Source organism: Actinocorallia aurantiaca (genome assembly GCF_039533685.1).
In the GTDB taxonomy this organism is placed as follows: Bacteria; Actinomycetota; Actinomycetes; order Streptosporangiales; family Streptosporangiaceae; genus Actinocorallia; species Actinocorallia aurantiaca.
The window spans coordinates 158,717-182,533 of record NZ_BAAATZ010000025.1 but is presented as its reverse complement, the minus strand read 5'-3'; the positions used below and the strand labels follow the sequence as shown (position 1 = coordinate 182,533).

Genomic DNA, 23,817 nt, shown 5'->3' with positions numbered 1-23,817 from the left:
GACGTCCCTGATGCCTCCGACTCACGACATCGCGGACCCCGGCCTCTCCGAGGCCGGGGTCCGGCGTATCGGCTGGGCCGACAGGTCCATGCCGGTGCTGCGCTCCATCCGCGAGCGGTTCACCGCCGAACGCCCCCTGGAAGGGCTGCGGATCGCGGCGTGCATGCACGTCACGACCGAGACGGCGAACCTCCTGCGGACGCTCCAGGCGGGCGGCGCGTCCGTCGCCGTCGCGTCGTCCAACCCGCTGTCCACCCAGGACGACACGGCCGCCGCGCTGGTCGTCGAGTACGGGGTGTCGGTGTTCGCGCGGGCCGGGGTGGACATGGAGACGTACTACCGGCACATCCACGCGGCGCTGGACGTCTCGCCGCAGCTCGTCGTGGACGACGGATGCGACCTGGTGAACATCCTGCACACCGAGCGGCTGGACCTGCTGCCCTCGGTGCTGGGCGGCTGCGAGGAGACGACGACGGGCGTCATCCGGCTGCACCAGATGGCACGCGAAGGCGCCCTGGAGTTCCCCGTCGTCGCCGTGAACGACACCGCCACCAAACGGCTCTTCGACAACCGTTACGGCACCGGGCAGTCGACGCTGGACGGCATCATGCGGGCCACCAACACGCTGCTCGCGGGCAAGACCGTCGTGATCGCGGGCTTCGGGTCCTGCGGACACGGGCTGGCCGAACGCGCACGGGGTCTCGGAGCACGCGTCGTCGTCACCGAGATCGACCCGGTGAAGGCGCTGGACGCGCTCCTCCAGGGCCACCGCGTCGAACCCATGGAGTCGGCGGCACGCCACGGGGACGTGTTCATCACCGCCACCGGCAACCGCGACGTGATCCGCGCCTCGCACTTCGAGGCCATGAAGGACGGCGCGATCCTCGCGAACTCCGGCCACTTCGACGTCGAGGTCGACGTCCGGGCGCTGCAGGAGCTCGCCGTGGACGTCCAGCGCGTCCGCCCCCAGGCCGACGAGTACGTCCTGGCCGACGGCCGCCGCCTGGTCCTGCTGTGCGAGGGCCGCCTGGTCAACCTCGCCGCCGCCGAGGGCCACCCCGCCGCCGTCATGGACATGTCCTTCGCCGGCCAGGCCCTCACCTGCGAGTGGCTGGCCCGCACCCACGCCTGTCTGGAACCGGGCGTCCACCAGGTCCCCGAGGAGCTCGACTCGGAGATCGCCCGCCTGAAACTGGCCTCCATGTCCGCCGCGGTCGACGTCCTCACCCCCGAGCAGGAGGAGTACCTGTCCTCCTGGAGATCGGGCTCCTGAGATGCCCCGCGGCTCCTACCTCCACCTGGCCACGGGCGTGGCCGAGGAGTTCCAGTGCGCCCCCGGCCCGGCCGGCTGGCGCTACGTGGCGTCCGGCGTCGACCTGACCGTCGACAGCCGCTGGCGCCCCGCCCGCCTCCAGCTGACGACGTCCTCCTGGACCCTGCGCGGCGGCTCCGCGGGCCGCGAGCTCCTGTGGGTCCGCGGCGACCGCGAGCACTCCGCCGAGGCCCTGGCCTTCCTGGGCGACTCCCCGGCCTTCCTGATCGCCGTGGCCCGCTCCCTGCGCCTGGCCCCCGGAGAGTCCGCCACCGCCCCCCTGGTCCAGATCACCGGCGACTCCCTGGCCACCCGCACCGTCACCCAGCGCTGGACCCTCGTCTCCGCGGAGCCCCACCCCACCGACCTGGGCCCCCTCCCCGTCGAGACCTGGCAGGCCACCGACCTCGAGACCGCCGAGACCACCGAGTTCCACCTCGCCGGCGACGTCGTCCTGTCCGCCCCCGGTCTGGAACTCACCCGTCTGGACTCCCCGCCCAACCTCTGACGGACTCCGGCAGATCGTCCACGCGGGTCGCGGCGGATCGACCACGTCATCGCTTCTGGCCGAGCCCGGCCGTCGGGAATTTCGTGCTCGCACGCGCGGCGGGGCAGACGCTCAGGCGGGGTCTTCGCGCCCGGGCGTCTCGGGAGCTTCGGTCAGGCTGAGGCCGTCCAGGACCAGGGCGAGGAGATGGTCGCGGCGGGCGGCGGTGGCGGGGGACTGGCCGGAGACCCAGCTGACGGCGGCGGCGAGGGAGAAGATGTCGAGTCCGTCGACGTCGGGGCGGACGTGCCCGGCTCGTTGGGCGTCCTCCAGCAGGCGGGCTCCCGCCCGGCGCATGGCCAGGCAGGAGGCGTGCAGGGGGGAGGACTCGTCGTTCAGGGCCTCGGTCAGCGAGGCGGACAGCCCGTGGTGGGCGGTCGCCCGGAGGGTGAAGTCGCGCAGCCAGGCGCGGAGGGCCTCGTCCGGCGGGCCGGCGGCGGCGAGGTCGTCGGCCCGGGCGGCGAGGTCGTCGAACCCCCGGCCCAGAAGCGTCTCCAGCAGCGCGTCCCGGGTGGGGAAGTGGCGGTAGAGGGTGCCGAGGCCGACGCCGGCCCGCCGGGCGACGTCCCGGAGCGAGGCCTGGGTCCCCTGCTCGTCGACGACCGCCCTGGCCGCCTCGAGGATGCGGTCGCGGTTGCGCTGCGCGTCGGCGCGCCGGGCGCGGGGCGGAGTGGCCATGAGCGGAGTTTAGGGGTTGACATATGGAGCACCGCTCCGCTTATTATCCGGAGCACTGCTCCGCTATGGGTGCGGGGCGTCGAAGCCCTTGAGGAGAAGGCGATGCCGGAGACGATGAAGGCCGTCCGCGTGCACGAGCACGGAGGGCCCGAGGTCCTGAGGTACGAGGAGGTGCCGGCGCCGCGGGCGGGGCTCGGCGAGGTCCTGGTGCGCGTCCACGCCGCCTGCCTCAACCCGCCGGACTGGTACGTCCGGTCCGGGTTCCCCCTGATCCCCGAGGAGCTCCGGCCGAAGGTCGACCTGCCGCTCATCCCCGGTTCGGACGTCTCCGGCGTCGTCGCCGAGGTGGGGCCGGCGGTCAGCGGCTGGGAGGTGGGGGACGAGGTGTTCGGGCTCGTGCGCTTTCCCCGGCGCGGAGACGGGGGCCGCGCCTACGCCGAGTACACGACCGCCCCGGCCTACCATCTGGCGCGCAAGCCTCGGAACCTGAGCCACGTGGAGGCGGCGGGCGTGCCGATGGCCGGGCTCACCGCCCACCAGTTCCTCTTCGACCACATCCGGCTCGAAGAGGGGCGCACCGTGCTCGTCAACGGCGCGGCCGGAGGCGTCGGGCACTTCGCCGTCCAGCTCGCCAAGACCAGGGGCGCCCACGTGATCGCCGTCGCCTCGGGCCGTCACGAGGAGTTCCTGCGCGGCCTGGGCGCCGACGAGTTCTACGACTACACCACGACCGACGTCACCGAGAAGGTGAAGGGCGTCGACCACCTCGTCGACAGCGTCGGAGGCCCCCGCGGGTACCGCTTCCTGCCCGTCCTCAAGCCCGGGGGGACCATCAGCCCGGTTTATTTCGGCGACTACCACGCCGAACACGCCGCCGAGCTGGGCATCTCCTTCCGGCCCGGCCAGGTGCACTCCGACGGGCGTCAGATGGGTGAGCTGGCGGCCCTCCTCGGGGAGGGCGCGCTGCGCGTCGGGATCGACTCCGTCTTCCCTCTGGCGGAGGCGGCGAAGGCGCACGAGCGGGCCGAGCGGGGCCACATCCAGGGCAAGATCGTCCTGAGCGTCGTCGAAGACCGCCCCTGAGGCGGCGACGTCGCCCAGTCCTCCTTTGAAGATCCCGGCCTCCCCTCGAGGCGCCCGCTTCCGGTCGGTCCCTTGACAGGCGGGAGCCGGAGGCGCTGGAATTCATATGTGAACAGTTCTTCAGATGAGCGGGTGGCCGAGCCGGACGGGTGCGCGGTCCGGGTCGTGGACGCCGAGCGGGTGGCCTCGGTGCGGGAGAGGATGCCCGCGGAGCGGGACCTCGCGGACACGGCCGAGGTGTTCGGGCTGCTGGCGGATCCGGGGCGGCTGCGGCTGCTGCTGGGGCTGCTGGAGGGGGAACTGTGCGTCTGTGATCTCGCGGCGGTCAGCGGGATGAGCGAGTCGGCGGTCTCGCACGCGCTGCGGCTGCTTCGGGCGCACCGGGTGGTGAAGGCCCGCAGGTCCGGGCGGATGGCGTACTACCGGCTGGACGACGCGCATGTGCGGATGCTGCTGGACCTGGCGGTGGCGCACATCGAGCACAGCGAGGTCACGCACCCGGAGCGGGGGGCCTGAGATGGGGCACGGACACGGGCACGGGCACGGCCACGCGCACGGGCACGCGGGCGGGCGGCACCGGTGGAGGCTGTGGCTGTCGTTCGTGCTGACGGCGGCCTTCTTCGTCGTCGAGCTGGTCTACGGGCTGGTGTCGGGGTCGCTGGCGCTGCTGTCGGACGCGGGGCACATGGCGGGGGACGTCTTGGCGCTGGGCGTCGCGCTGGTGGCCACGAAGATCGCGACCCGGCCCGACCTGACGGGGCGGCGCACCTACGGGTCCTACCGGGCCGAGGTGTTCGCGTCCGGGTTCGCGGTGCTGGTGATGCTGGGCACCGCCGCCTACATCGTGGTGGAGGCGCTCGGGCGGATCGGGGAGCGGGCCGAGGTCGAGGCGGGGCCGATGCTGGTCGTCGGCGTGCTCGGGCTGGCGGTCAACCTCGTCGCGCTGGTCCTGCTGCGGGCGGGGGCGGCCGAGAGCCTGAACGTGCGGGGCGCCTATCTGGAGGTGCTCGCCGACGCCGCCGGATCCGTGGGGGTGATCGCGGCCGGCGTCCTGGTCGCCTCCACCGGGCAGGCGCTCTTCGACACCGTCATCGCGCTGGCGATCGCGGTGTTCGTGGTGGTCAGGGCGGTGGCGCTCGGCCGCCAGGTGCTGGCGGTGCTGGGGCAGCACGCGCCCGAGGACGTCGACGTCGCGGCGCTGACGAGGGACCTGGCGGACGTCGAGGGCGTGCGGGAGGTGCACGACCTGCACGTGTGGACGCTGACGTCCGGGATGCACGTGGTGACGGCGCACCTGGTGACGGGTGAGGGCGCCGACGGGCACGCCGTGCTGGACCGCGCCAGGGATCTGCTGCGCGACGGCTACGCCATCCCGCACGCCACCCTCCAGGTGGAGCCGTCCGACCACCGGGGCTGCGAGGAGGTCGGCTGGTGATCGTTTAACCGATACGGGGCGTATCGGGTGCGGCTCCGGGGGATGTCGGCGCTGTGGAGGAGGGTGCGGGGGACGCGGAGGAGATCCGGCTCGCCCTGGTGATGAACGGGGGAGTCGGCCTCGCCGTGTGGACGGGCGGGGTCGTCCACGAGCTGGACCTGCTGCGCCGAGCCTCGCGGGGGGATCCGGAGGAGGGCGTCAAGAAGAGCGACCTGCCCGTCTTCCGGTTCTGGCGGAGGCTCACGGCGGAGGGCGCGGAGCCCCGGCGGGTGCGCGTCGACATCATCTCCGGCACGTCGGCGGCCGGGCTGAACGGGATGATGCTGGCCACCGCGATCGGACGGGACGCGGGCCTGCCCGGCCTCAAGGAGATGTGGCAGAAGTCGGCGGCGCTGGACCGGCTGCTGGCCGAGCCGTCCGAGCGCAGCCTCTTCAACGGCGAGTACTTCGAGGAACGGCTCAGAGATGCGGTCGAGAAGGTTCCCCACGGGGACGCCCGCCCCGGGGGGTCCGACGCGGTGACGCTGTTCCTGACGGCCACCGCCCTCGACGGGCGGTCCCGCTCCTTCACCGACAGTTTCGGCAACCGCTTCGACGTCCGGGACCACCGGAGGCTGTACCGCTTCGAGCGGTACGGCGAGGAGGACGCCGTCGTCTACACCCCCGAGGACGGGGTGTGGAAGATCAGGAAGAGCCGCCCCCGGAACGACTTCGCGGTGGCCGGCACCGACCTCCTCGTCCGGGCGGCGCGGGCGACCGCCGGTTTCCCCGCCGTGTTCCCGCCCGTCAGCGAACTGCCGCTGCTGGAACGCCGGGAGCTGCCGAAGAGGGTGTACGACGACCCGGCCGGCTGCGTGATGGACGGGGGGATCCTCGACAACGAGCCCTTCGGCCCGGTGCTGGAGGCGATCACCAGGCGCCCGCTGGACCGGAAGGTGAAACGGGTCGTCGTCTACGTCGTCCCGTCCGGCGGGCGGCTGCCGGAGGAGAAGGCCAAGGACAGGGCCTGCGAGGAGATCTCGGCCGGGACCGCGGGTTTCGGCGCGCTCGGATTCCCGCAGGAGGCGAACTTCCGGATCGGCGCGGAGGAGCTCGCCGCGCGGCTGCGCACCAGCGGCCGCCCGACCGGGGAGGAGCTCTTCGCCCGGCTCCACGAGGCCCGGACGGGGGAGGAGCCGTACGTCCTGCCCGACTTCCTCGCCCTGGCCCGGGGCGTGTTCCAGGAGTACCGCTTCAACCGGGCCCGCGGCGTCATCCTGGAGGCGCGGGACCTTCTGGCCGCCGCCGACAGCGTCACCTCGCTGGTCTTCCCGCCGCAGGTGGAGACCGCGGAAATCCACGAGTTCCTGGCCCGGCGGCCGGGGTTCCGCTGGATCCCCCCGGACGACCCGGAGTGCTTCACCGACTGGGACCGGGTGTGGCGGTGGGGCCTCCTGCCGGCGGAACGGGTCCTGCAGACGCTCAGCGGCCACCTGCAGGAGCTCGCCGGCGCCGGGGACGGGCCGCCCGCCGTCCGGGCCAGGCTGATCGAGGGCGCGAAGGCCCTCAACGGCGAGGTGCGCAAGGTCCTAGCCGTGAAGGACGCCGTCGTCGGGCGGCTCCAGCGGTCGTTCCCCCGCTCCGGCGGGTTCTCCGACCGGCAGGCCGCCCAGCTGCTCGACGAGGTCTTCGCGAAGCTGGGCGTCGCCGAGGCCGTCGCGGAGTTCGTCCGGAACGGGAACGACCACTACACGAGGACCGTCGCGGATGTGGAGGGGCGCTGGAGCGGCGCCTGGGACGTGGTGACGGACTGCCTGGTCATCGAGGTCCTCACCCGGGCGTTCGTGCCCCCTTCGGGGGTGACCGAGACGCTCACCCCGCGTTTCGACCTCCTGCGCCTGGGCCCGGACACGATGAGCCGCCTGTTCCACGACGACCGCTTCGGCGACCTGGGGGAGCGCAAGCTGTACGGGGTGCGCTTCCAGCATTTCGGCGCGTTCGTCGAGCCCGGCTGGCGCACCTCCGACTTCGTCTGGGGCCGCCTCGACGCAGCCCACCACCTGCTGCCCCTCCTCGTCTCCTCGGCGGAGGAGGCGCGGGCGGCCGAGACGGAGCTGCACCGGCTGATCCTCAACGCCGAACTCGGCTCGGACGGCCTCGAATGGATGCGGGAGCACCTGACCGTCCTGAAGCGGAGCGGCGCGGACCTGGACCTGCTGCCGACCCTTCCCCGGACCTACGAGACCCTGCGGACGAGGGACGCGGTGAGCGGCGCGGTCTTCCGCGTCGTCGACAAGGCCGCCGGGAGCAGGCTCAGGCCGCGGATCGTCCGCACCTGGCTGCGCCGGGAGACGGGGTACGTGCTGGACGAGTTCTGGCGGGCCTCGCAGGGCGACGATCCCCGCAGCGCCCCTCGGGCGGCGCTGGACGCCCTCCGGCACGTCCTCACCCGTGTCGTCGTCCGTCTGGCGATGCTCGCCGTCGTCCTGCTGGTGCTGGGTTTCGTGCTCGGGGCCCTGTTCGGCTGAGCCGGGTCAGAGGGGGTCGAGTCCGTCGAGGACGGCCTGGCAGATCTCCTTGAGCTGGGTGACCTGTTCGGGGGTGAGGCGGTCGAAGACGCGGGAGCGGACCTCCTCGACGTGGCCGGGGGCGCTGTCGACCAGGATCTCCATGCCCTCGGGGGTGAGGGAGGCCAGGAGGCTGCGGCCGTCGGACGGGCAGCGGTCGCGGGTGACCCAGCCGCGGCGCTCCATGCTGGTGACGGCGTGGGTGAGGCGGCTCTGGGAGTAGCGGAGGCGGCGGGCGAGGTCGCTCATGCGGAGCGTGCGCTCGGGGGCCTCGGAGAGCGCGACGAGGATCCAGTAGTAGGCGTGGGGCATGCCGGCGTCCCGCTGGAGCTGCCGGTCGAGCGCTTCGTCGAGCAGCTGGTTGGAGAGCAGGTACGCCCGCCAGGCGGCTTGTTCTTCCGGGTCGAGCCAGCGTGGGGAGGCCATGCCCTCATCCTACGGGTAGTTGAGAGTTCAATTAAATTGAACTACCGTGGAGGTCTTCCACCCGCCGAGGAGCCGAGAATGTCGATCACCCGCCTCAACCACGCCGTTCTCTACGTCCGCGACGTGGAACGGAGCCGCGACTTCTACGAGAACGTCCTGGGCTTCCGCACCCTGATCTTCATCCCGGGGCAGGCCGCCTTCTTCCAGGCGTCCGGCTCCACCAACGACCACGACCTCGGCCTGTTCCAGATCGGCTCCGGAGCGGGTCCCTCCCCGGCCGGCCGCACCAGCGTCGGCATGTACCACCTGGCCTGGGAGGTCGACACCCTCACCGAACTCGACCGCCTGCGCGCCGTCCTTCTGGAGGCCGGAGCGCTCGTCGGCGCGTCCGACCACGTCCTCACCAAGTCCCTGTACGCCCAGGACCCCGACGGCCTGGAGTTCGAGGTCTGCTGGATCATCCCCGCCGCGCTCGTCACCGAGGCCGACCGCGAACGCGCCGCCTCCGACCTGCGGCCCCGCCCCCTGGACCTGGACGCCGAGATCGCCCGCTACGGCGCCGAGACCAAGGGCGGGATCGGGGTTTCCATCCCGGCCTTCCCGGATCTCCCGGCGACCGTCGCGGAGTAAGGCTCCTTCCGCCAGTAGCATCGAGCGACTTTTCGGTACGAGGCGGGAGGACCGACTGTGGGATCCGGGCACCACCACGGACACGGCGAAGAGGGGCCCGCTCCCCGCGGAGTGGTGCTGGCGACCCTCGCGGTGCTCGTCCCGCTCGCCGTGGCGACCCTCGCCGGGCTGGTCTGGTTGTGGCCCTCGGGCTCCGGCCAGGACGGCGGGGACGGGGTGGAGATGGGACGGATCACGGGGACCATCACCTCCGTCGTGCTCAAGCCGTGCCCGCAGGGCGAGCCCAGCGGCGAGACACCGCTGGACGTGAGCGGGCTCGGCGGGGAGACGGAGACCGACCCCCGGCGGTGCGGGACGGCCACCGTCCGGCTGACGTCCGGGGACTGGCCGGGGACGTCCGTCAAGGTGGAACTGCCCAGCGGCCCCGGAAGCCAGATCTTCGCCGCGGGGGACGACGTGATCCTCCTCGACATGCCGGGCGGCAGCCTCAGCGGCGGCCGCTACCAGCTGTCCGACCACGACAGGTCCGACCCGCTGTGGATCGTCGCCGCCGCGTTCGTGCTCGCCGTCGTCGCCTTCGGGCGCTGGCGCGGGCTGACGGCCCTGCTCGGCCTGGCCGTCACCTTCGCACTGCTGGCGACGTTCCTGCTCCCGGCGATCCTGGAGGGAAGCCCGCCCCTGCTCGCGGCCATCGTCTGCGCCGCCGCGATCATCCTCGCCGTCCTGTACCTGACACACGGCCTCACGGTGACGACGTCCCTGGCGGTCGTCGGGACGCTGGCCAGCCTCACCCTCACCGGCCTGCTCGCCACCGCCGCCCTCGACCTGGCGCACCTCACCGGCATCACCGACGACAGCTCCCTCTACCTGGGCCTCAACTACCAGATCAACACCCAGGGCCTGCTGCTGGCGAGCATCATCATCGGCTCCCTGGGCGTGCTCGACGACGTCACCGTCACCCAGGCCGCGACCGTCCGCGAACTGGCCCGCGCCAACCCCGACCACGGCTTCGCCGCCCTCTACCGCGCCGCCGCCCGCGTCGGCCGCGCCCACATCGCCTCGGTCGTCAACACGATCGTCCTGGCCTACGCGGGCGCGTCCCTGCCGTTGCTGCTGCTGTTCCGCATCGGCCAGCAGGGCACCCACCAGGTGCTCACCAACCCCGTGGTCGCCCAGGAGATCGTCCGCAGCGCCGTCGGAACCCTCGGGCTCATCGCCGCGGTGCCCCTCACCACGGCCCTGGCGGCCTTCGCCGCCACGAAGACCGCCCGGCGCACGGCCGCCGATCCGGAGACCCCGCCCCGGACGCCCCACCGCCGCGTCGCGGAGAGCGGCCAGGTCTGAGTCAGGCCCTCGGCGACCAGGAGGGGTCCCGTCCCGCCAGCCCCAGCGCACGGTCGAACGCCGGCGCGCTCGGCGGCACGGGAACCTCCGGCCCGAACACGCCGTGCTTCCTGGCCATCTCGGCCTTGACGGCGACGTTCTCGTACAACGCCGCCGCGACCTCGTCGTCGACGTCGAGCTTCTGCCCGGTCGCCGCGGCGAGGTCCCAGCCGTGCAGCAGCCACTCGCCGAACACGATCCCGCCGGCGAACGCGGCCGGCATCGTCCCCGCCCCGGTCAGCGAGGCCTCCCCGTCCCACGCCTCGGGCTCGCTCCAGACCGCGGCGGTCGCCGCCGCCCGCGCGGCGTACTCCTCGGCCCACCCGGCCTCGGCGGTGAAGTCATGCCCTTCCTCCGCGCCGCCCGTACGCTCCTCCGCCGACCGCTTGAGCCCCGCCGGATACCCCTGCACCACGGTCCAGAAGATCATGTGGTTCGCCAGCGCCCTGACGTCCAGCCCCTGGCATGGCGTGGGCAGCCCGAGCTGCTCCGGCCCGATCCCGCGCACCACCCCGACGGCCGCCTCAGCGGCCCGGCCCATCACCGTTCTCAGTTCCATGCTTTCTTTCTTCCCCTCAGGCATCAGAGCACGGTAAGCGGAACGGCGGCTCCCCGTATTGAACAAAGACGACGACATCGAATCGTTCCGGGGAGCGTGCGGGCCGAGTTTTCGAACCGGCAGTGCTGGAGGATCGGGATCGGGCTCGTCGGCCTGGAGAACATCGTCGGCACGGATCCGACGCGGGCCCATGAGCGGCTCACCAGCGCATGCGGACCTCTTCGGCCCAGCCCAGGAGGCGGTCGATGTGGACGACGTCGCCCGCGTCGGTTCTGATGCGGCCGGAGTAGTGGCCGAAGCACTGGTCCGTCCGGTTCGCCAGCAGTACGGCCTCGGTGCGGGTGCGGCGGTCGTGGAACGGAGTGAACGTCAGGTCGACCTGGTCGGAGTTCTGGGTGCGCAGAGTCCAGGGGCGCATGAAGTCGGCGGGGTCGTAGTGCCAGTCGATCTGGTCGCCGATCTTGCTGAGGCGGCCGTCGACGCACAGGGCGTTCTCGGTCGCGCCTGTGCCGTCCGTCCATTTGCCGCCGAACTGGAGTCCCACGGTATGGCCGTCCGTGGTGCCGGAGGCGGCGCCCCAGTTCCAGGTGATGGCGCGGGGCCAGCGGCCCCGGCCGTGGTCCAGGGTCGCCCAGGCGTCGTCGGCGAAGGGCAGTGTCCGGTCGCCGATGCGCAGGCTTCCGGATGCCGGGAGTGCGGTGTGCTTGGAGGTGAACTGGAACCGCTTCTCGCTCCAGGGGACCACGACGCTGAGGGTCTCGTGGCCCTCGGGCAGCGCGGCGAGGACGTCGAGTTCGACGGGGAGGCCGTCGGGGCTCACCGCGCGTGCCCGTAGCCGGGTGCCGCCGGGCTCGTGGGCGAGCGAGACCCGCACCTGGCCTCTGATGGGCTTCTCGGGGCCGACCGTCACGTCGCCGCCGTGGGGGCCGCCGCTGCCCGCGATGCCCTCCGGCAGTTCGACCCCGCGCCCGAAGGGCACCAGCGCGGTGCGTTCGAACTCGACGGCGGGTCTTCCTTCCCGTGCGTACTCCAGGACGTAGACGGTGTTGAGGGACAGGAAGTCGATGTCGCTGACGGTCACCGAGACCAGGTGGGTCGGGGAGGTGACGCACCAGTACTCCCAGCGCTTCGTCCGGCCCCAGCCGCGCAGGTTGGCGCGGTGCAGCGGGGTCCGCGACCAGCCCGCCGCGGCGGGGTTCAACCGGCCGTCGGGGCCGCACAGGTCGACGGCGGCGGTGATCTCCGGTTCGTGTGTGGTCACTGGCCACCGTCCCGTTCGGTGAGGGCCGGGCCCTCACGGCCCGGCGGATCGGCGCGCGAACGCCGGGCGGCGTCGGCGAAGTAGGCGGCGAGCAGGCGTCTGGTCTGCTCGATCATGGCGGTGTCGCCCTCCCGGGAGGTCCGGAAGGCGAGTTCCAGGCCGGCGGCTGCGGCCTGGATCGCGAGGCTGGTCACGCGGTAGGGGTCGGCCAGCGGGGGCAGCCCGGCCTCGTCGACCGCGAACCGGTAGAGCCGTTCGGCCAGGATGTCGCCACCGGCCTCGGTGGTGCCCTCGGGCAGGTACTTCTCGCCGCCGGGGCGTGCCTCGCCGAAGTCGACGACGGTGAACCCCGGGATCAGCCGGCGCATCTGCACCGTCTCGTCGATGACGATCTCTCCCGCGTGCGGCCAGGTCAGCCCGGGTTCCCCCGCGGCCCGGGCGCGCAACCGCCCGATCAGGACGTCCAGGTGGCGCAGGGCCAGCTGGCGCAGCAGGCCGAGCCTGCCCTCGAAGAACTGGTACACGGTGCCGGTGGGGACCCCGGCGCGGCGGGCGACCTCGGTGATGGTCAGGTCGTCGGAGCCGACCTCGTCGAGAAGCTCGGCGCAGGCGTCGAGGATGCGCTCGACGCGTTCGCGGCTGCGCTGCTGCACCGGCGTGCGGCGTACCCCTTGACTCTCCACGGCACAGTCATAACATGGCGACCCGTCATGTTCTAACATGGCGCCCCCTCACGTTTTAGGTAAGGACAGGTGACGGCCGTGACGGAGCTGACCGAGCCCGCGGCCCGCGACGGCGAACGCCTCCCGAACGTCTCGCTGCGCTGGATGTCCCTCCTGGCCATGGTCCAGCTCGGGGTGATCATGGCCTCGAACGCGTCGACGCAGATCCTGCTGCCCTCGCACGTCGAGCGCATCGACGCGGCCCACAAGGAGGCGTCGCTGGCCGTCGTCTTCGCGGTCGGCGCGATCGTCACCGCGGTCGCCAACCCGCTGGCCGGGGCCCTTTCGGACCGCACCCGCACCCGCTTCGGGCGGCGGCGGCCGTGGGTGGTCGCCGGTTCCCTCGCGGCCGCGGCCTCCCTGGGGTTCCTGGGCGCGCAGCACTCGATCGCCGGCCTCGTCCTCGGCTGGTCGCTGGCGCAGCTGGCCTTCACGCTGGTGCTGGCCACGGCGGTCGCCGCGGTGCCGGACCAGGTCCCGGTCGGCCAGCGCGGCCGGGCCTCGGCGCTGGCCGGAGTGGCCGTCCTGATCGGCCCGCTGATCGGCGGCGCCGTGGTGACCTTCGCGGTCAAGGACCTGCTGGCCGGCTACCTGGCCATGGGCGTGCTGCTGCTGGTGGTCGCCCTGCCGTTCCCGCTGCGCTACCGCGAGCCCGAACTGCCGCCGCCGGGCCCGCGCCGGCCGGTCTGGTCCGGGCTCTGGGTCAGCCCGAGGCGGCATCCGGACTTCGCCTGGGCCTGGCTCAGCCGGTTCCTGGTGAATCTGGCGCTCTCGATGGGCATCGGCTACCTCCTGTACTACCTGCGGGATTCGGTGCACTACGAGGACCTCTTCCCCGGCTCCACGAACCAGCAGGGCGTGCTGATCATGGTGACGGTCTTCTCGCTGAGCAGCGTCCTCCCCGGCCTCGCGGCGGGCTGGTGGTCGGACCGCAGCGGCCGGACCCGCGTCGTGGTCTTCACCGGCGGCGCCGTGATGGCCCTCGCCGCCCTCGCCCTCGCCTTCGGCGGCAGCTGGACCACGGCCCTGATCGCGGCCGGGCTGCTGGGAGCCGGAACGGGCATCTTCATCTCCGTCGACCAGGCCATGGTGACCCGGCTGCTGCCCGCCGACGCCGACCGCGGCAAGGACCTGGGCGTGGTGAGCCTGGCGACCTCGCTCGGTTTCGTCCTCGGCCCGGTCGTGGCCGCGCCGCTGGTTACCTCGTCCGGCGGCTACCCCCTGATGTTCGGCGTCGCGGCGCTCGCCGCGCTGACCGGAGCCGGACTGGTCTGGAGGATCAAGGGTGTCCGCTGAAGACTCGGCCGTCCACGGGGAGTACCCGCGGCCGCAACTCGTCCGCGACAGCCACCTGAACCTCAACGGCCGGTGGGAGTACGCCATCACCGACGCGGGTGCCGCCGAGCCGACGGCGTACGACGGCGAGATCCTCGTGCCCTACTCCCCGGAAGCCCCGCTCTCCGGCGTCGAACGAACGCTGACTCCGCAACAGGCGCTCTGGTACCGGCGCACCGTCGTCCTGCCCGAGGGTTTCGTCCGGGATCGTGTGCTGCTCCACTTCGGCGCGGTGGACCAGAGTTGCGAGGTGCTGCTCAACGGCGTCGCGGTGGGCGGCCACGTGGGTGGCTACCTCCCGTTCGTCCTGGACGTCACCGAAGCGCTGGTTCGCGGGGAGAACACCCTGGTGGTGAAGGTGCGGGACGTGACGGACACCGCCCACCACGCGCGCGGCAAGCAGCGCGGCAGGCACGGCGGGATCTGGTACACCCCGCAGTCGGGAATCTGGCAGACCGTCTGGGCCGAGTCCGTGCCGACGGCCCACGTCCAGGGGCTGGTCATCGTCCCGCGCCTCGCGGAGGCGTGCGTGGAGATTACCGTGCGCGCGGAAGCGGCCGAGGGACGGTCCGCCCGCGTCGACGTGCTGCGGGACGGGGCCGTGATCGCGACCGCGGAGACCTCGGCGGGCGAACCGGTCCGCCTGCCGGTCGAGGACGTCCGGCCGTGGACGCCCGAGGACCCGTTCCTGTACGACGTCGAGGTCCGCCTCGGTGAGGACCGGGTGCGCGGCTACTTCGGCATGCGCTCGTTCGGCGTCGGCCCGGACGAGTCCGGCCTGCCCAGGCTCCTGCTCAACGGGCGGCCGTACTTCCACGCCGGAGTGCTCGACCAGGGCTACTGGGACGGCGGCCTGTACACGCCGCCGTCCGACGAGGCGATGGTGCGCGACATCCAGGCCGTGAAGGACCTCGGTTTCACCATGCTGCGCAAGCACATCAAGATCGAACCGCTGCGCTGGTACCACCACTGCGACCGGCTCGGCATGCTGGTCTGGCAGGACCTGGTCAACGGCGGCGAGCACTACCACCCGGCGGTCGTGACGCTCCCGGCGGTCGCCCCGTTCGTACGGGTGCGCGACGACCGGGCCGGTGCGCTCCGCGGCATGGGCCGCGCCGACGCCGCCGGACGCACGGAGTTCGAACACGAACTGCGCGCCACTGTCGAGCATCTGCGCAACGTGGTCGGACTCGCCGTCTGGGTGCCGTTCAACGAGGGCTGGGGCCAGTTCGACGCGGTGCGGATCGCGGCCGAACTGGCCGAACTCGACCCGACCCGGACCGTCGACCACGCCAGCGGCTGGCACGACCAGGGCGGCGGCGACCTCCGCAGCCTGCACGTCTACTTCCGCCGCTTCCGGGTCCCCCGCCAACGCTCCCTCTTCCGGAGGCGACGGGACCGCCGGGTGCTCGCACTGACGGAGTACGGGGGCTACAGCCTGGCCGTCGAGGGGCACCGCAGCAGCGAACGGCTCTTCGGCTACCGCCGCTACCGCTCTTCCGGCGACCTGACCCGGGCCTTCGTCCGCCTGCACGAGGAGCAGATCATCCCGGCGATCTCGCGCGGTCTGAGCGCCACCGTGTACACCCAGCTGAGCGACGTGCAGGACGAGATGAACGGCCTGCTCACGCAGGACCGCGAGGTCGTCAAACTGCACGGTGAAGCCGTCCGCGCCGTGACCTCGCGGCTCCGCTACGAGTGACCCGCCGGAGCCGTCAGGCCTCGGGCGGCCGGGTCAGAAGGCGCAGTCCGTCACGGACGGCCGCGCGGATGCTCTGTCGGCCGGCGAGTTCTGCCACCGCGTTCGTGTCGAGGAAGGAGACCGCTGGCCACTCGCGGCGTCGTCGATCCGCGTCCCTGCCGACGCCTGGACAGGTGAGACATATTTATGTCACTGTTTCAGCCGGGTGGAGCGGAGAAGGAACTGCCATGGCGACGGCTCAGCCGGCTGAAGGCGATCGCGGAGAGCGGGCGGGCGCGCCGCTCGGGCCGGACTCGCTGCTGTGGCGGGTCGCGGGAGATCTGCGCGCGGCCGCTCCAGGCGGAGCGACGGGGCTGCTGCAGTTGATGTATCCGCCGTTGGGGACGGCGGTGGCGGAGCAGTCGGGGTTCCTCGACGACCCGTTCGGGCGGATCTGGCGGTCGGTCCCGCAGATCTGGGCGACCATCTTCGAAGCCGACGGACCCGAGCGTGCCCGTCGCATCCGTGACCTGCACCGGGACATCAAGGGCGTCGACTCCACAGGACGCCGTTTCCACGCCCTGGACCCGGAGACGTTCTGGTGGGCGCACGCCACGTTCACCTGGCACATGTTCCGCACCGTGGAGTTGTTCTATCCGGAGGGCCTGCTGGACGATGCCGACCGGGAGCGCCTGTACGCCGAGACCGTCACCTGGTACGCCGGTTACGGGGTGACGATGCGGCCGGTGCCGGCCGACTACGCCGCCTTCCAGGAGGCCTTCGAGGCGTTCTGCGACCGGAAGCTGGAACTGACCGTCCCGGCCGAGCGGTCGATCCGCATCGCCCGTACCGTGGGAATCGGAAAGGTGCCGTTCGTCCCGTCCGTACTTATACGACTGCAACGGCCGCTGCTACGCCCTTTCGGCACGCTCATCGCCGTCGGCTGCCTGCCCGAGCGGGTCAGGACGCGTCTCGGGATCGCATGGAGCGACGCCGAGCAGCGCCGGTTCGAACGCCTGGCGGCGGTCGTCCGGACCCTGACCCCGCTCATCCCGCCCCGGCTCAACCGGTGGTCGCTGCTGACCACGATGCGGCTGATCGGGATCAAGACCCGCAAAGAACGCTACCGGCCCGCACCGCACCCCTGACCTGGGAGCTCCGTCCTCGCCGGGCGAGGTGACGCCAGGCCCGGACGGTTCTCTCAAGCCCTCCTCGTCAGGCCTCCGGCCTGCTCGCTCTGCGCAGGCCGGTTCGACCCGATGTGAGACGACGCGCGGACCTCCGCTCACGTATGGCTCGGAGGATCATGCGGGGAGCAGTGCCTCGAAGGGCACCAAGGCCGGAAGCACGGTCATAGCGGTAAGACTGAGCTGTGGACGTCTCCGAACTCCAGCGGGCTCTGGACGAGATCTTCGACGGCGCCGTCACCCGTCACGGCTTCGTGGACTACATGCGCGACTACGAGATGATCGTGCATGTCACGGCCGACCCGTCGACCGGCATCCCTCCCGCGGACCTGCGCTACCTGTTCCGGTACTGCGTCCACGCGCGATGCGAGACGACCGTGCCACCCGGTATCTGGTCCGGTTCTCTGGACGACCGGCTCACCGACTACGCGACCGGCGTCGACCTGGACGGATACGTCTGGGGAGTCAAGTGGCACGCCCTCTACCCCGGAGCGACGATCGTCGTCGAATCACCCGTGGCCCGGCGATGGGCCACCGCTCTCGGCATCGACTTCCACGAAGTCCGCATCCAGACGAACGCCCATGACCTGGCACTGGTGTTCTCCGAGCTGCACGTCGAAGAGCTCGAGCAGGGCGATGTCCCGGAAGGATGAGAACTCCGACGTAGCGGGCGGCATATGTTGCGCCCGCGTCGTAGTCCGAGAGCGGCCTGTCCGGCAGGATCGTGAACGCCGTGCTCAGTTCCTTCCAGGCCCATATCGCTCAGCGTGTGCGGCTAGCTCAGGTCGTACGGCCTGGAACGGATCTGCTGGGTGAACGAGAGGAACACCGAATGGCTGAATGTGAGCCTGGGTCCGTTCGGGTTCTTGGAGTCGCGTATGGCGATTGCCGTGGGAAGGTCTGCGACTTCGACACAGCTGCCGCCTTGATGATCGCTATGGCTGCTCTTGCGCCACCGAGTCGGTTCCAAGCCGTTCATAGCTCTCCATTGCTTCTTTGAGCATTGTCCGGGACTCGTGCACCGGGAGCGCGTAACCCCGGAGCAAGTCATACCGTACCCCCAGATCGGAGACGCCGGATGGCTGCTCGACCAGGACTCCCACGCCTGCGGACTCCGTGTAGCCGATGCTCGGGCCGTCCTCGAACCCCAAGAGGGTCAGGCTTCCTCCGAGGCCTTCGTGGTAGCCCACGGCATACGGGACGATCTGCAGCATGAATCTCGGTTGCTGAGAGAGTTCATAGAGATAGCGGAGTTGTTCGAACATCACTCTCGGACTGCCGATAACGCGTCGGATGACTCCTTCGTCCATGATGAACCAGACGTGAGGAGGGTATTCGCGCTCGAAGATCAGCTTTCGGTCCAGTCGCTTCGAAATCAGATCTTCGGTGTTGCTCGTGCCAAGGACTCCCATGATGGTCCGTGCGTATCCCTCGGCCTGGAAGAGGCCCTCCACGAGAAGCGCGGAGTAGATCCGCAGTTCGGCGGCTTGCGATTCGCGGGTGAGGTAGTCGGCGAAGCCCGGGGGAAGGGCCGCGACGTTCCTGGTGTCGTTGATGTTCTCCCACAGGCGGGGGAACACGCCGTCGGTCTTGAAGAAGGTCTCCAGGTCCTCGGCGACCTTGCGGGACGGCACGTTCTTGCAGGCTTCGAGCTGGCCGATGAACTGGGCGGTGTAGCCGAGGAGGGCGGCCAGGTCGGCCTTGTTGTGTCCGGCCATCTCTCGTCGTGCCGTGAGTTCGTTGGCGAAAGCCCGGATCGCCGGGGAGGCGTGCGGATCGCTTCGTGCGGGCATGGGGACGCTCCAAGGACGAAACCGGGAAGGGTTTGACGGGGCCGGTCAGGGGTGTGGCGAGGGGTCTTCGAGGGTTTGTAGCACAGAGTGACCGTCAGTGTGATCGTGGTCACTGAAATCGTCGATGAGTCACGAGGGGGCCGACATGGATGTTCGAGCAATCGGAGGGACGCGGGGGGCGGCTTCCGCATCGTCCGTCGTGAGGACGGTGGTCTCATGACTTCCGGCCTCAAGGCCTCGGGGGAGCTGCGGATGGGGATGGCGGCGTCGCCTGCGAGTGCCGGGCTGGCGTGGACGCTGGTCGGGCAGCGGCTGCTGTCGTGGGGGTTGGGGGAAGACGCGAGGTACGACGCGCATCTGATCCTGGCCGAACTCGTGGCCAACGCCGTCGCGGTCACGCCCGTCGGAGGGAGCATCACCCTGCACTGCCGCCGGGACGCGGACGGCGTGGTTCTCGGGATAGCGGATTCCTGTCCCGGGCTTCCGCGGGATCCGCCGCCGGTCGTCGAACTGGAACTCGAGGATCTGGACCTGAGCGAGGAGAGCTTCGACGACAACGGCGGGTGGGGGCTGACGCTCGTCGCGGCGCTCTCCGCCGATTGCGGCGTCACGCCGTTGGACTCGGGCGGCAAGGTCGTCTGGGCGAGGCTCAGAAGTTGAACCGCTGGCTCGGCTCGGTCAGGGTCCGGTGGTCGTCGCAGGAGACCTGCCGAAATCCGTCGCGCGGACCGGCTGCCGAGGCGAGTGCTCATGTGCGGGTGGCTCGCGGGAGGCGGGGTGCTCAGGAAGCGGGTGTGAGGTCGATCCAGTAGCGGTCCTCGCCCTGAGCCCGCCCGTCGAAGACGCCGCCGTTGGTGAGGATGACGCGGCGGGAAGGGGCGTTGTCCTCGTCGCAGGTGAGGAGGACCCGGTCGAGGCCCAGGCGGCGGCATTCGGTCAGGCCGGCGGCGAGCATGCGGGTGGCGTGGCCCTGGCGGCGCCAGGGGGCGACCACGTGGTAGCCGACGTGGCCGCCGGATATGGCCAACTCCGGAGTGAGGCGGTGGCGGATGACGAGGGTGCCCAGATAGTGCTCGCCTGAGACGTACCAGTAGAAGTCGGACGGGACGTCCCAGCGGGTGTGGGTGGTGGCGCGTTCGGCGACGAAGGCGTCGAAGTCTTCGGCGGCCTTGTCCAGCCAGTCTGCGGAGCTGCCGGGCACGAGGATGGGGTCCGCTCGTTCGCCGGTCAGGTAGGAGTCTCGGAACGCGGACGTCGGGCGGATCAGGCGCGGGGGGTGGGTGAGGGGCTCCATCTGGTCGAGTCTTCCCCGGGGAAGTTGTGAAAATTGGGCATTGTGGCGTGCGTCACTCTGATTTAACGTCCGGTTAGGACATTCGGCGCCCACCCCCCATGCTCCGGGAGCCCTCATGCGTCGCAGATCCCTGTCCCTGACCGTCACGGCCGCCCTGATGGTCGGTCTCGTCACCTCCGCGCCCGCTCCGGCTCCGGCCGCCGCGTCGACACCGGCGGATTCCGGTGTCTGGCCCTATTCGGTACTGCCTGGATTCGATCCGCTTCAGGCGTCGGGCGATCCGGTCGCGTTGGCGAGCGCGCCGCGCGAACTCGACGTCACCTACGCCTTCGAAGGCGAGACCCGCACCCTGCAGGACTACCTGCGGCGGACCGCGCAGGGGTTCGTGGTGCTGGACGGCGAGAAGATCGTGAAGGAGTGGTACGCGTCGGGCTTCACCGAGAAGTCGCTGTTCCAGTCCTGGTCCGTCGGGAAGTCGTTCACCTCAAGCGCGGTGGGCGTCGCGCTGGACGAAGGGAAGATCAGGTCTCTGGACGACACCGTCGGCGACTACGTGCCGGAGCTGGCCGGGAGCGCCTACGGGGCGGTGACGTTGCGGAACCTCCTGCGGATGGCGTCGGGCGTCCAGTGGGAGGAGACGCCCGACGACGTTCCCCTGCACGTGTCCGTCAGCATGGGCTGGCAGTCGACCCTGCAGTTCGCGGCGACCCGCAAGAAGGCCGGCGAGCAGGGGAGCACGTTCAACTACAGCAGCATGAACTCGGCCGTCCTGGCGCTCGTCGTCCAGAAGGCCACCGGGATGCCGTTCTACCGGTACATGCAGGAGAAGGTCTGGGGTCCGTCCGGCATGGCCTCGACCGCCTACGTCGGGAACGACTCGCACGGCAACGGGCTGGGCTACTGCTGCATCTACGCCACCGCCCGCGACTTCGCCCGCTACGGGAAGATGATGCTCGACGGAGGCGTCGTGAAGGGACGTCGGGTCGTGCCCGCATCCTGGGTCTCCCAGGCCACCGCGCCGTCGGGCGTGAACTCCCGGTACGGGCTGCACTGGTGGATCGACCCGGGTGAGGGCTTCCAGGCCACGGGCTTCGGCGACCAGAAGATCTATGTGTCCACCAGGCACAACGTGGTCATCGTCCGGAACACCTTCCTCCAGCTCGACTCCAGCGAGACGATGCCCGCTCTGCGCGCCGTGGCCGCGGAAGTGGCCCGCACCCGCTGACGAAGGGGGCGAGGACCGGCCGCCTTGAAGGGGGATCTTTTTTTAATACCGGCCGGTTGGTATTATATCGGACATGGTCTCCCAGAAGGTGCTTGTCAGGCGAGGCGGTGCGGTGGCCGAGGTCACCCTCAACCGGCCGTCTCGCGGGAACGCCGTCGACACCGAGATGCTTCAGCTGCTGGTCACGTCGGTGAAGGACGTCGCGAACGACCCGGAGTGCGCCGTGGTGGTGATCCGCTCGGCCGGCGACCACTTCTGCTCCGGCTGGGACACGGCCGGGTTCGCCGAACTCGGGCGGCGGTCCGCCGAGGAGTTGGCGGCGGAGCTGTGCGACGTCCACCGGCTCCTCGAGGAGCTGTGGGCGGTTCCGGCGGTCACGGTGGCGGGCGTGCAGGGCATGGCCGCCGGATTCGGGCTCGGACTGCTCGCCCATGTCCATGTGGCGGTCGCGGCGGCCGACGCGCGGTTCGCGCTGCCGGAGGTGAGGCACGGCATCGCGCCCGCGGGCGTGCTCGTGGACCTGGCGCGTGCGCTCCCGGCCAAGGCGGTGCTCGATCTGACGCTCACGGGGGAGCCCGTGACGGCGGAACGCGCCCGTGAGCTGGGCCTGGTCTCCAGGGTCGTCGGGCCGGACGCGCTCGGGGCCGAGGTGGAACGTCTCGCCGGAGTGATCGCAGGGCATCCGGTCTCGGGGGTGACGCGCGCTCTGGAGAGTTACCGCCGGATCACCGCGGCGCCGTCGGGCGGCGCTCTGGAGGCGGCCGCGGCGTCCGCCGCGTTCAGCGTGAAGCAGGCGATGGCCGCGCGGCGGCCGGAAGGGAACACCAAATGAAGACGACGAACCGTGTCGGCGCCGCCGAGTTCCGGCAGGCGTGCTCGCAGTTCGCCACGGGGGTGACCGCCGTGACGGCGGTGGACGCCTCGGGGGCGGTGGCCGCGCTGGCGGTGAACTCGTTCACCTCCGTGTCCCTCGACCCGGCGCAGGTGCTCGTCTGCATCGGCGTCGGAACCTCCAGCTACCCCGTCCTGTCGAGGGCGGAGCGGCTCGCGGTGCACGTGCTGGCGGCCGAACAGGGGGAGCTGGCCCGGCGGCTGGCCACTTCCGGGCTCTCCGGGGAGGAACGGCTCGCGGGCGTCCCGTGGGTGGCGGGGGAGGGCGGTGAGCCGCTGCTGCCGGGGGCCGCCGCGTGCTTCGCCGGGCCCATCACGCAGCGAGTGCCCAGCGGCGACCATCTCATCTTCATCGTCGAGGTCGATCACGTGGAGAACGGAGACGCCGGCTCCGGCGCGCTGACGTACCACCGGGGATCGTTCTCGGTGATCCCGGCCCAGGACCGTGCGAAGGGAGAAGGACGATGAACCGGACCACAGAGGAGCCGGCCGCGGACGACGGGCCCGCCACCACCACGGTCGCGGTCCGGGACATCCTCGGGCTGCGGGGCGCGGAGCTGGGCAGGTCCGCCTGGCGGGTGGTGACCCAGGACGACGTCGACCTGTTCGCCCGGGTCACGGGCGACCACCAGTGGATCCACGTCGATCCGGAGCGCGCCGCGTCGGGGCCGTTCGGCGGGACGATCGCCCACGGGCATCTGACGCTCTCGCTGATCCCGGTACTGCTGTCGGAGATCCTCGTGGTGGAGGGGGCCCGGCTGGGCATCAACTACGGGATGAACCGGGTCCGGTTCCCTGCTCCGCTGCGGGCGGGCTCGCGGGTCCGGGCGACGGCGTCCCTGGCCGGGGCGGAGCCCGTCGAGGGCGGAGTCCAGGCGGTGGCGGCGGTGACCGTGTCGGCCGACGGCACGCCGAGGCCGGTGTGCGTCGCGGAGATCGTCTTCCGTTATCTGGAGTGACGGCGGGACACGTGTCCCACGAAGATCCGCATGTTCCTACCGTTCGGTCGGTATGCTGTGCCTCCGAAAAGCCGATCCACGGCGACCGGGAGGAAGAGCATGGCGGAGACCACGCCCGCACGTCGACGCCGCTGGCCGGACGGCTACGACCCCGAGGCCACGCGTACCTCGCTGATGGACAGCGCGCTGAGCCTCTTCCAGGCCCAGGGGTTCGACGGGACGTCCATCCGGGAGATCGTGGACCGGGCGAACCTCACCAAAGGTGCGTTCTACCACCACTTCTCGACCAAGGAAGAGCTGCTCTGGGAGATCCAGAACGTCTACATCGAGGCGCAGCTCTCCGCGATCGGCGAGATCATGGAGGCCACGGACGACCCCCGGGTCCGGCTCAGGGAGCTGGTGCGGGTCAGCCTGACCAGCATCACGCAGTACCACGCCCACGTGACGATCTTCTACCAGGAGCGCCGGCACCTGAACGGGCCGCGGTTCGTCGAGGTGGCCGGCAAGCGCGACGAGGTGGAGCGGGCGTTCGCCGGGGTGATCCGCGACGGCGTGGAGAAGGGCTTCTTCCGTCGCGACCTCGACCCGAAGATCGCGACCTTCGGGCTGGTGGGCATGTGCGCGTGGACCTACCAGTGGTTCAGCCCCGCCGGCGCGTTCGGCCCGGAGGAGATCGCCCGCCAGTTCAGCACGATGGTGCTCGACGGCGTCCTGATCCCCGGGGCGGACGCCGACTGACCCTGTGAGGACGCCCCGCCGGGGCGTCCTCCGCCGTGCCGTGGCACGGCTCGTTTCCGACGGCCTCGCGTGCCGTGTCACCGCCGGGAGGGAACCGGCGGCCTTTCCCGCGCCCCGGTGATCGAGACCGCA

At 71.1% G+C, this 23,817-nt stretch carries 26 protein-coding genes; 18 read left to right on the top strand and 8 right to left on the bottom strand.

The genetic code is table 11. From position 1 onward, the window contains the following. Positions 1-10: 10 nt before the first annotated feature. Positions 11-1,273, top strand: coding sequence for an adenosylhomocysteinase (gene ahcY / locus ABD327_RS26900; protein WP_425547223.1), 1,263 nt, complete (start codon positions 11-13; stop codon positions 1,271-1,273). 1 nt (position 1,274) lies between these two features. Continuing rightward, positions 1,275-1,820, top strand: coding sequence for a hypothetical protein (locus tag ABD327_RS26895; RefSeq protein WP_344454075.1), 546 nt, complete (start codon positions 1,275-1,277; stop codon positions 1,818-1,820). 111 nt (positions 1,821-1,931) lie between these two features. Here ABD327_RS26895 and ABD327_RS26890 read toward each other — a convergent pair whose 3' ends face one another. Next, entirely contained in the window at positions 1,932-2,537 is a 606-nt protein-coding gene (locus ABD327_RS26890) for a TetR/AcrR family transcriptional regulator (RefSeq protein WP_344454073.1), read from the bottom strand. A gap of 102 nt (positions 2,538-2,639) precedes the next feature. Here ABD327_RS26890 and ABD327_RS26885 point away from each other — a divergent pair, with 102 nt between their 5' ends. The 4 genes from ABD327_RS26885 to ABD327_RS26870 all read left to right on the top strand — a co-directional run bounded on the left by ABD327_RS26885 (position 2,640) and on the right by ABD327_RS26870 (position 7,562). Then, entirely contained in the window at positions 2,640-3,620 is a 981-nt protein-coding gene (locus ABD327_RS26885; RefSeq protein ID WP_344454070.1) for an NADP-dependent oxidoreductase, read from the top strand. A gap of 108 nt (positions 3,621-3,728) precedes the next feature. Continuing rightward, a complete protein-coding gene (locus ABD327_RS26880) occupies positions 3,729-4,136 on the top strand; it encodes an ArsR/SmtB family transcription factor (protein ID WP_344454068.1) in 408 nt (135 codons plus the stop codon). Position 4,137: 1 nt separating this feature from the next. Continuing rightward, positions 4,138-5,055 (top strand): cation diffusion facilitator family transporter, encoded by a 918-nt coding sequence (locus tag ABD327_RS26875; RefSeq protein ID WP_344454066.1) that lies wholly within the window; start codon positions 4,138-4,140, stop codon positions 5,053-5,055. 53 nt (positions 5,056-5,108) lie between these two features. Next, complete coding sequence (locus ABD327_RS26870; protein ID WP_344454064.1) at positions 5,109-7,562, top strand: DUF3376 domain-containing protein; 2,454 nt, start codon at positions 5,109-5,111, stop codon at positions 7,560-7,562. 6 nt (positions 7,563-7,568) lie between these two features. Here the strand turns inward: ABD327_RS26870 and ABD327_RS26865 are convergent, their stop codons facing one another. Beyond that, positions 7,569-8,027, bottom strand: a complete 459-nt coding sequence (locus ABD327_RS26865) for a MarR family winged helix-turn-helix transcriptional regulator (protein ID WP_344454062.1) — start codon at positions 8,025-8,027, stop codon at positions 7,569-7,571. 78 nt (positions 8,028-8,105) lie between these two features. Here ABD327_RS26865 and ABD327_RS26860 point away from each other — a divergent pair, with 78 nt between their 5' ends. Beyond that, complete coding sequence (locus ABD327_RS26860) at positions 8,106-8,657, top strand: VOC family protein (protein WP_344454059.1); 552 nt, start codon at positions 8,106-8,108, stop codon at positions 8,655-8,657. 57 nt (positions 8,658-8,714) lie between these two features. Beyond that, on the top strand, positions 8,715-10,001 hold the full coding sequence (locus tag ABD327_RS26855; RefSeq protein WP_344454057.1) for a YibE/F family protein: 1,287 nt from the start codon (positions 8,715-8,717) through the stop codon (positions 9,999-10,001). 1 nt (position 10,002) lies between these two features. Here the strand turns inward: ABD327_RS26855 and ABD327_RS26850 are convergent, their stop codons facing one another. From ABD327_RS26850 to ABD327_RS26840, 3 genes are all read right to left on the bottom strand, one after another. Next, entirely contained in the window at positions 10,003-10,599 is a 597-nt protein-coding gene (locus ABD327_RS26850; RefSeq protein ID WP_344454055.1) for a TIGR03086 family metal-binding protein, read from the bottom strand. Between the two features lie 199 nt (positions 10,600-10,798). Continuing rightward, positions 10,799-11,860: a DUF2804 domain-containing protein gene (locus ABD327_RS26845; RefSeq protein ID WP_344454053.1), complete on the bottom strand. Its 1,062-nt coding sequence runs from the start codon at positions 11,858-11,860 to the stop codon at positions 10,799-10,801. After that, positions 11,857-12,543, bottom strand: a complete 687-nt coding sequence (locus tag ABD327_RS26840) for a TetR/AcrR family transcriptional regulator (protein WP_344454051.1) — start codon at positions 12,541-12,543, stop codon at positions 11,857-11,859. The genes ABD327_RS26845 and ABD327_RS26840 overlap by 4 nt, the downstream gene beginning before the upstream one ends. 78 nt (positions 12,544-12,621) lie before the next feature. Here ABD327_RS26840 and ABD327_RS26835 point away from each other — a divergent pair, with 78 nt between their 5' ends. The 4 genes from ABD327_RS26835 (at position 12,622) to ABD327_RS26820 (ending at position 17,438) form a co-directional block, all read left to right on the top strand. Next, on the top strand, positions 12,622-13,878 hold the full coding sequence (locus ABD327_RS26835) for an MFS transporter (RefSeq protein ID WP_344454049.1): 1,257 nt from the start codon (positions 12,622-12,624) through the stop codon (positions 13,876-13,878). Next, positions 13,868-15,619: a glycoside hydrolase family 2 protein gene (locus ABD327_RS26830; protein WP_344454047.1), complete on the top strand. Its 1,752-nt coding sequence runs from the start codon at positions 13,868-13,870 to the stop codon at positions 15,617-15,619. Before ABD327_RS26835 ends, ABD327_RS26830 begins: the two co-directional genes overlap by 11 nt. Before the next feature lie 227 nt (positions 15,620-15,846). Continuing rightward, positions 15,847-16,746, top strand: a complete 900-nt coding sequence (locus tag ABD327_RS26825; protein WP_344454045.1) for an oxygenase MpaB family protein — start codon at positions 15,847-15,849, stop codon at positions 16,744-16,746. 224 nt (positions 16,747-16,970) lie between these two features. Beyond that, complete coding sequence (locus ABD327_RS26820; RefSeq protein WP_344454043.1) at positions 16,971-17,438, top strand: YxiG-like protein; 468 nt, start codon at positions 16,971-16,973, stop codon at positions 17,436-17,438. Positions 17,439-17,560: 122 nt separating this feature from the next. Here ABD327_RS26820 and ABD327_RS26815 read toward each other — a convergent pair whose 3' ends face one another. Together ABD327_RS26815 and ABD327_RS26810 are read right to left on the bottom strand one after the other, a co-directional pair. Beyond that, positions 17,561-17,764, bottom strand: coding sequence for a DUF397 domain-containing protein (locus tag ABD327_RS26815; RefSeq protein WP_344454041.1), 204 nt, complete (start codon positions 17,762-17,764; stop codon positions 17,561-17,563). Then, positions 17,721-18,578: a helix-turn-helix domain-containing protein gene (locus ABD327_RS26810; RefSeq protein ID WP_344454039.1), complete on the bottom strand. Its 858-nt coding sequence runs from the start codon at positions 18,576-18,578 to the stop codon at positions 17,721-17,723. Before ABD327_RS26810 ends, ABD327_RS26815 begins: the two co-directional genes overlap by 44 nt. 216 nt (positions 18,579-18,794) lie before the next feature. Here ABD327_RS26810 and ABD327_RS26805 point away from each other — a divergent pair, with 216 nt between their 5' ends. After that, positions 18,795-19,238 (top strand): ATP-binding protein, encoded by a 444-nt coding sequence (locus ABD327_RS26805; RefSeq protein ID WP_344454037.1) that lies wholly within the window; start codon positions 18,795-18,797, stop codon positions 19,236-19,238. 121 nt (positions 19,239-19,359) lie between these two features. Here the strand turns inward: ABD327_RS26805 and ABD327_RS26800 are convergent, their stop codons facing one another. Then, positions 19,360-19,872 carry a GNAT family N-acetyltransferase gene (locus ABD327_RS26800; RefSeq protein WP_344454035.1) on the bottom strand — a complete coding sequence of 171 codons (513 nt, stop codon included), beginning with the start codon at positions 19,870-19,872 and terminating at the stop codon, positions 19,360-19,362. 115 nt (positions 19,873-19,987) lie between these two features. Here ABD327_RS26800 and ABD327_RS26795 point away from each other — a divergent pair, with 115 nt between their 5' ends. The 5 genes from ABD327_RS26795 to ABD327_RS26775 all read left to right on the top strand — a co-directional run bounded on the left by ABD327_RS26795 (position 19,988) and on the right by ABD327_RS26775 (position 23,685). Further along, entirely contained in the window at positions 19,988-21,097 is a 1,110-nt protein-coding gene (locus tag ABD327_RS26795; RefSeq protein WP_344454033.1) for a serine hydrolase domain-containing protein, read from the top strand. 73 nt (positions 21,098-21,170) lie between these two features. Then, the gene (locus ABD327_RS26790) at positions 21,171-21,929 is read left to right on the top strand and encodes an enoyl-CoA hydratase/isomerase family protein (RefSeq protein WP_344454030.1); all 759 of its coding nucleotides are present in this window, start codon (positions 21,171-21,173) and stop codon (positions 21,927-21,929) included. Beyond that, positions 21,926-22,456: a flavin reductase family protein gene (locus tag ABD327_RS26785; RefSeq protein ID WP_344454028.1), complete on the top strand. Its 531-nt coding sequence runs from the start codon at positions 21,926-21,928 to the stop codon at positions 22,454-22,456. Before ABD327_RS26790 ends, ABD327_RS26785 begins: the two co-directional genes overlap by 4 nt. Continuing rightward, a complete protein-coding gene (locus ABD327_RS26780; protein ID WP_344454026.1) occupies positions 22,453-22,947 on the top strand; it encodes a MaoC family dehydratase in 495 nt (164 codons plus the stop codon). Before ABD327_RS26785 ends, ABD327_RS26780 begins: the two co-directional genes overlap by 4 nt. 99 nt (positions 22,948-23,046) lie before the next feature. Further along, positions 23,047-23,685 carry a TetR-type transcription factor C-terminal domain-containing protein gene (locus ABD327_RS26775; protein ID WP_344454024.1) on the top strand — a complete coding sequence of 213 codons (639 nt, stop codon included), beginning with the start codon at positions 23,047-23,049 and terminating at the stop codon, positions 23,683-23,685. Positions 23,686-23,817 lie beyond the last annotated feature (132 nt).

Excerpts from the sequence above, each read along its gene's own strand:
- ABD327_RS26785 (WP_344454028.1), top strand. The coding sequence starts at position 21,926 with ATGAAGACGACGAACCGTGTCGGCGCCGCCGAGTTCCGGCAGGCGTGC.
- ABD327_RS26800 (WP_344454035.1), bottom strand. The coding sequence starts at position 19,872 with ATGGAGCCCCTCACCCACCCCCCGCGCCTGATCCGCCCGACGTCCGCG.
- ABD327_RS26815 (WP_344454041.1), bottom strand. The coding sequence starts at position 17,764 with ATGAACGGCTTGGAACCGACTCGGTGGCGCAAGAGCAGCCATAGCGAT.
- ABD327_RS26775 (WP_344454024.1), top strand. The coding sequence starts at position 23,047 with ATGGCGGAGACCACGCCCGCACGTCGACGCCGCTGGCCGGACGGCTAC.
- ABD327_RS26895 (WP_344454075.1), top strand. The coding sequence starts at position 1,275 with ATGCCCCGCGGCTCCTACCTCCACCTGGCCACGGGCGTGGCCGAGGAG.
- ABD327_RS26860 (WP_344454059.1), top strand. The coding sequence starts at position 8,106 with ATGTCGATCACCCGCCTCAACCACGCCGTTCTCTACGTCCGCGACGTG.
- ABD327_RS26795 (WP_344454033.1), top strand. The coding sequence starts at position 19,988 with ATGCGTCGCAGATCCCTGTCCCTGACCGTCACGGCCGCCCTGATGGTC.
- ABD327_RS26825 (WP_344454045.1), top strand. The coding sequence starts at position 15,847 with ATGGCGACGGCTCAGCCGGCTGAAGGCGATCGCGGAGAGCGGGCGGGC.
- ABD327_RS26790 (WP_344454030.1), top strand. The coding sequence starts at position 21,171 with ATGGTCTCCCAGAAGGTGCTTGTCAGGCGAGGCGGTGCGGTGGCCGAG.
- ABD327_RS26885 (WP_344454070.1), top strand. The coding sequence starts at position 2,640 with ATGCCGGAGACGATGAAGGCCGTCCGCGTGCACGAGCACGGAGGGCCC.
- ABD327_RS26780 (WP_344454026.1), top strand. The coding sequence starts at position 22,453 with ATGAACCGGACCACAGAGGAGCCGGCCGCGGACGACGGGCCCGCCACC.
- ahcY (WP_425547223.1), top strand. The coding sequence starts at position 11 with ATGCCTCCGACTCACGACATCGCGGACCCCGGCCTCTCCGAGGCCGGG.
- ABD327_RS26810 (WP_344454039.1), bottom strand. The coding sequence starts at position 18,578 with ATGCCCGCACGAAGCGATCCGCACGCCTCCCCGGCGATCCGGGCTTTC.
- ABD327_RS26865 (WP_344454062.1), bottom strand. The coding sequence starts at position 8,027 with ATGGCCTCCCCACGCTGGCTCGACCCGGAAGAACAAGCCGCCTGGCGG.
- ABD327_RS26890 (WP_344454073.1), bottom strand. The coding sequence starts at position 2,537 with ATGGCCACTCCGCCCCGCGCCCGGCGCGCCGACGCGCAGCGCAACCGC.
- ABD327_RS26850 (WP_344454055.1), bottom strand. The coding sequence starts at position 10,599 with ATGGAACTGAGAACGGTGATGGGCCGGGCCGCTGAGGCGGCCGTCGGG.
- ABD327_RS26875 (WP_344454066.1), top strand. The coding sequence starts at position 4,138 with ATGGGGCACGGACACGGGCACGGGCACGGCCACGCGCACGGGCACGCG.
- ABD327_RS26805 (WP_344454037.1), top strand. The coding sequence starts at position 18,795 with ATGACTTCCGGCCTCAAGGCCTCGGGGGAGCTGCGGATGGGGATGGCG.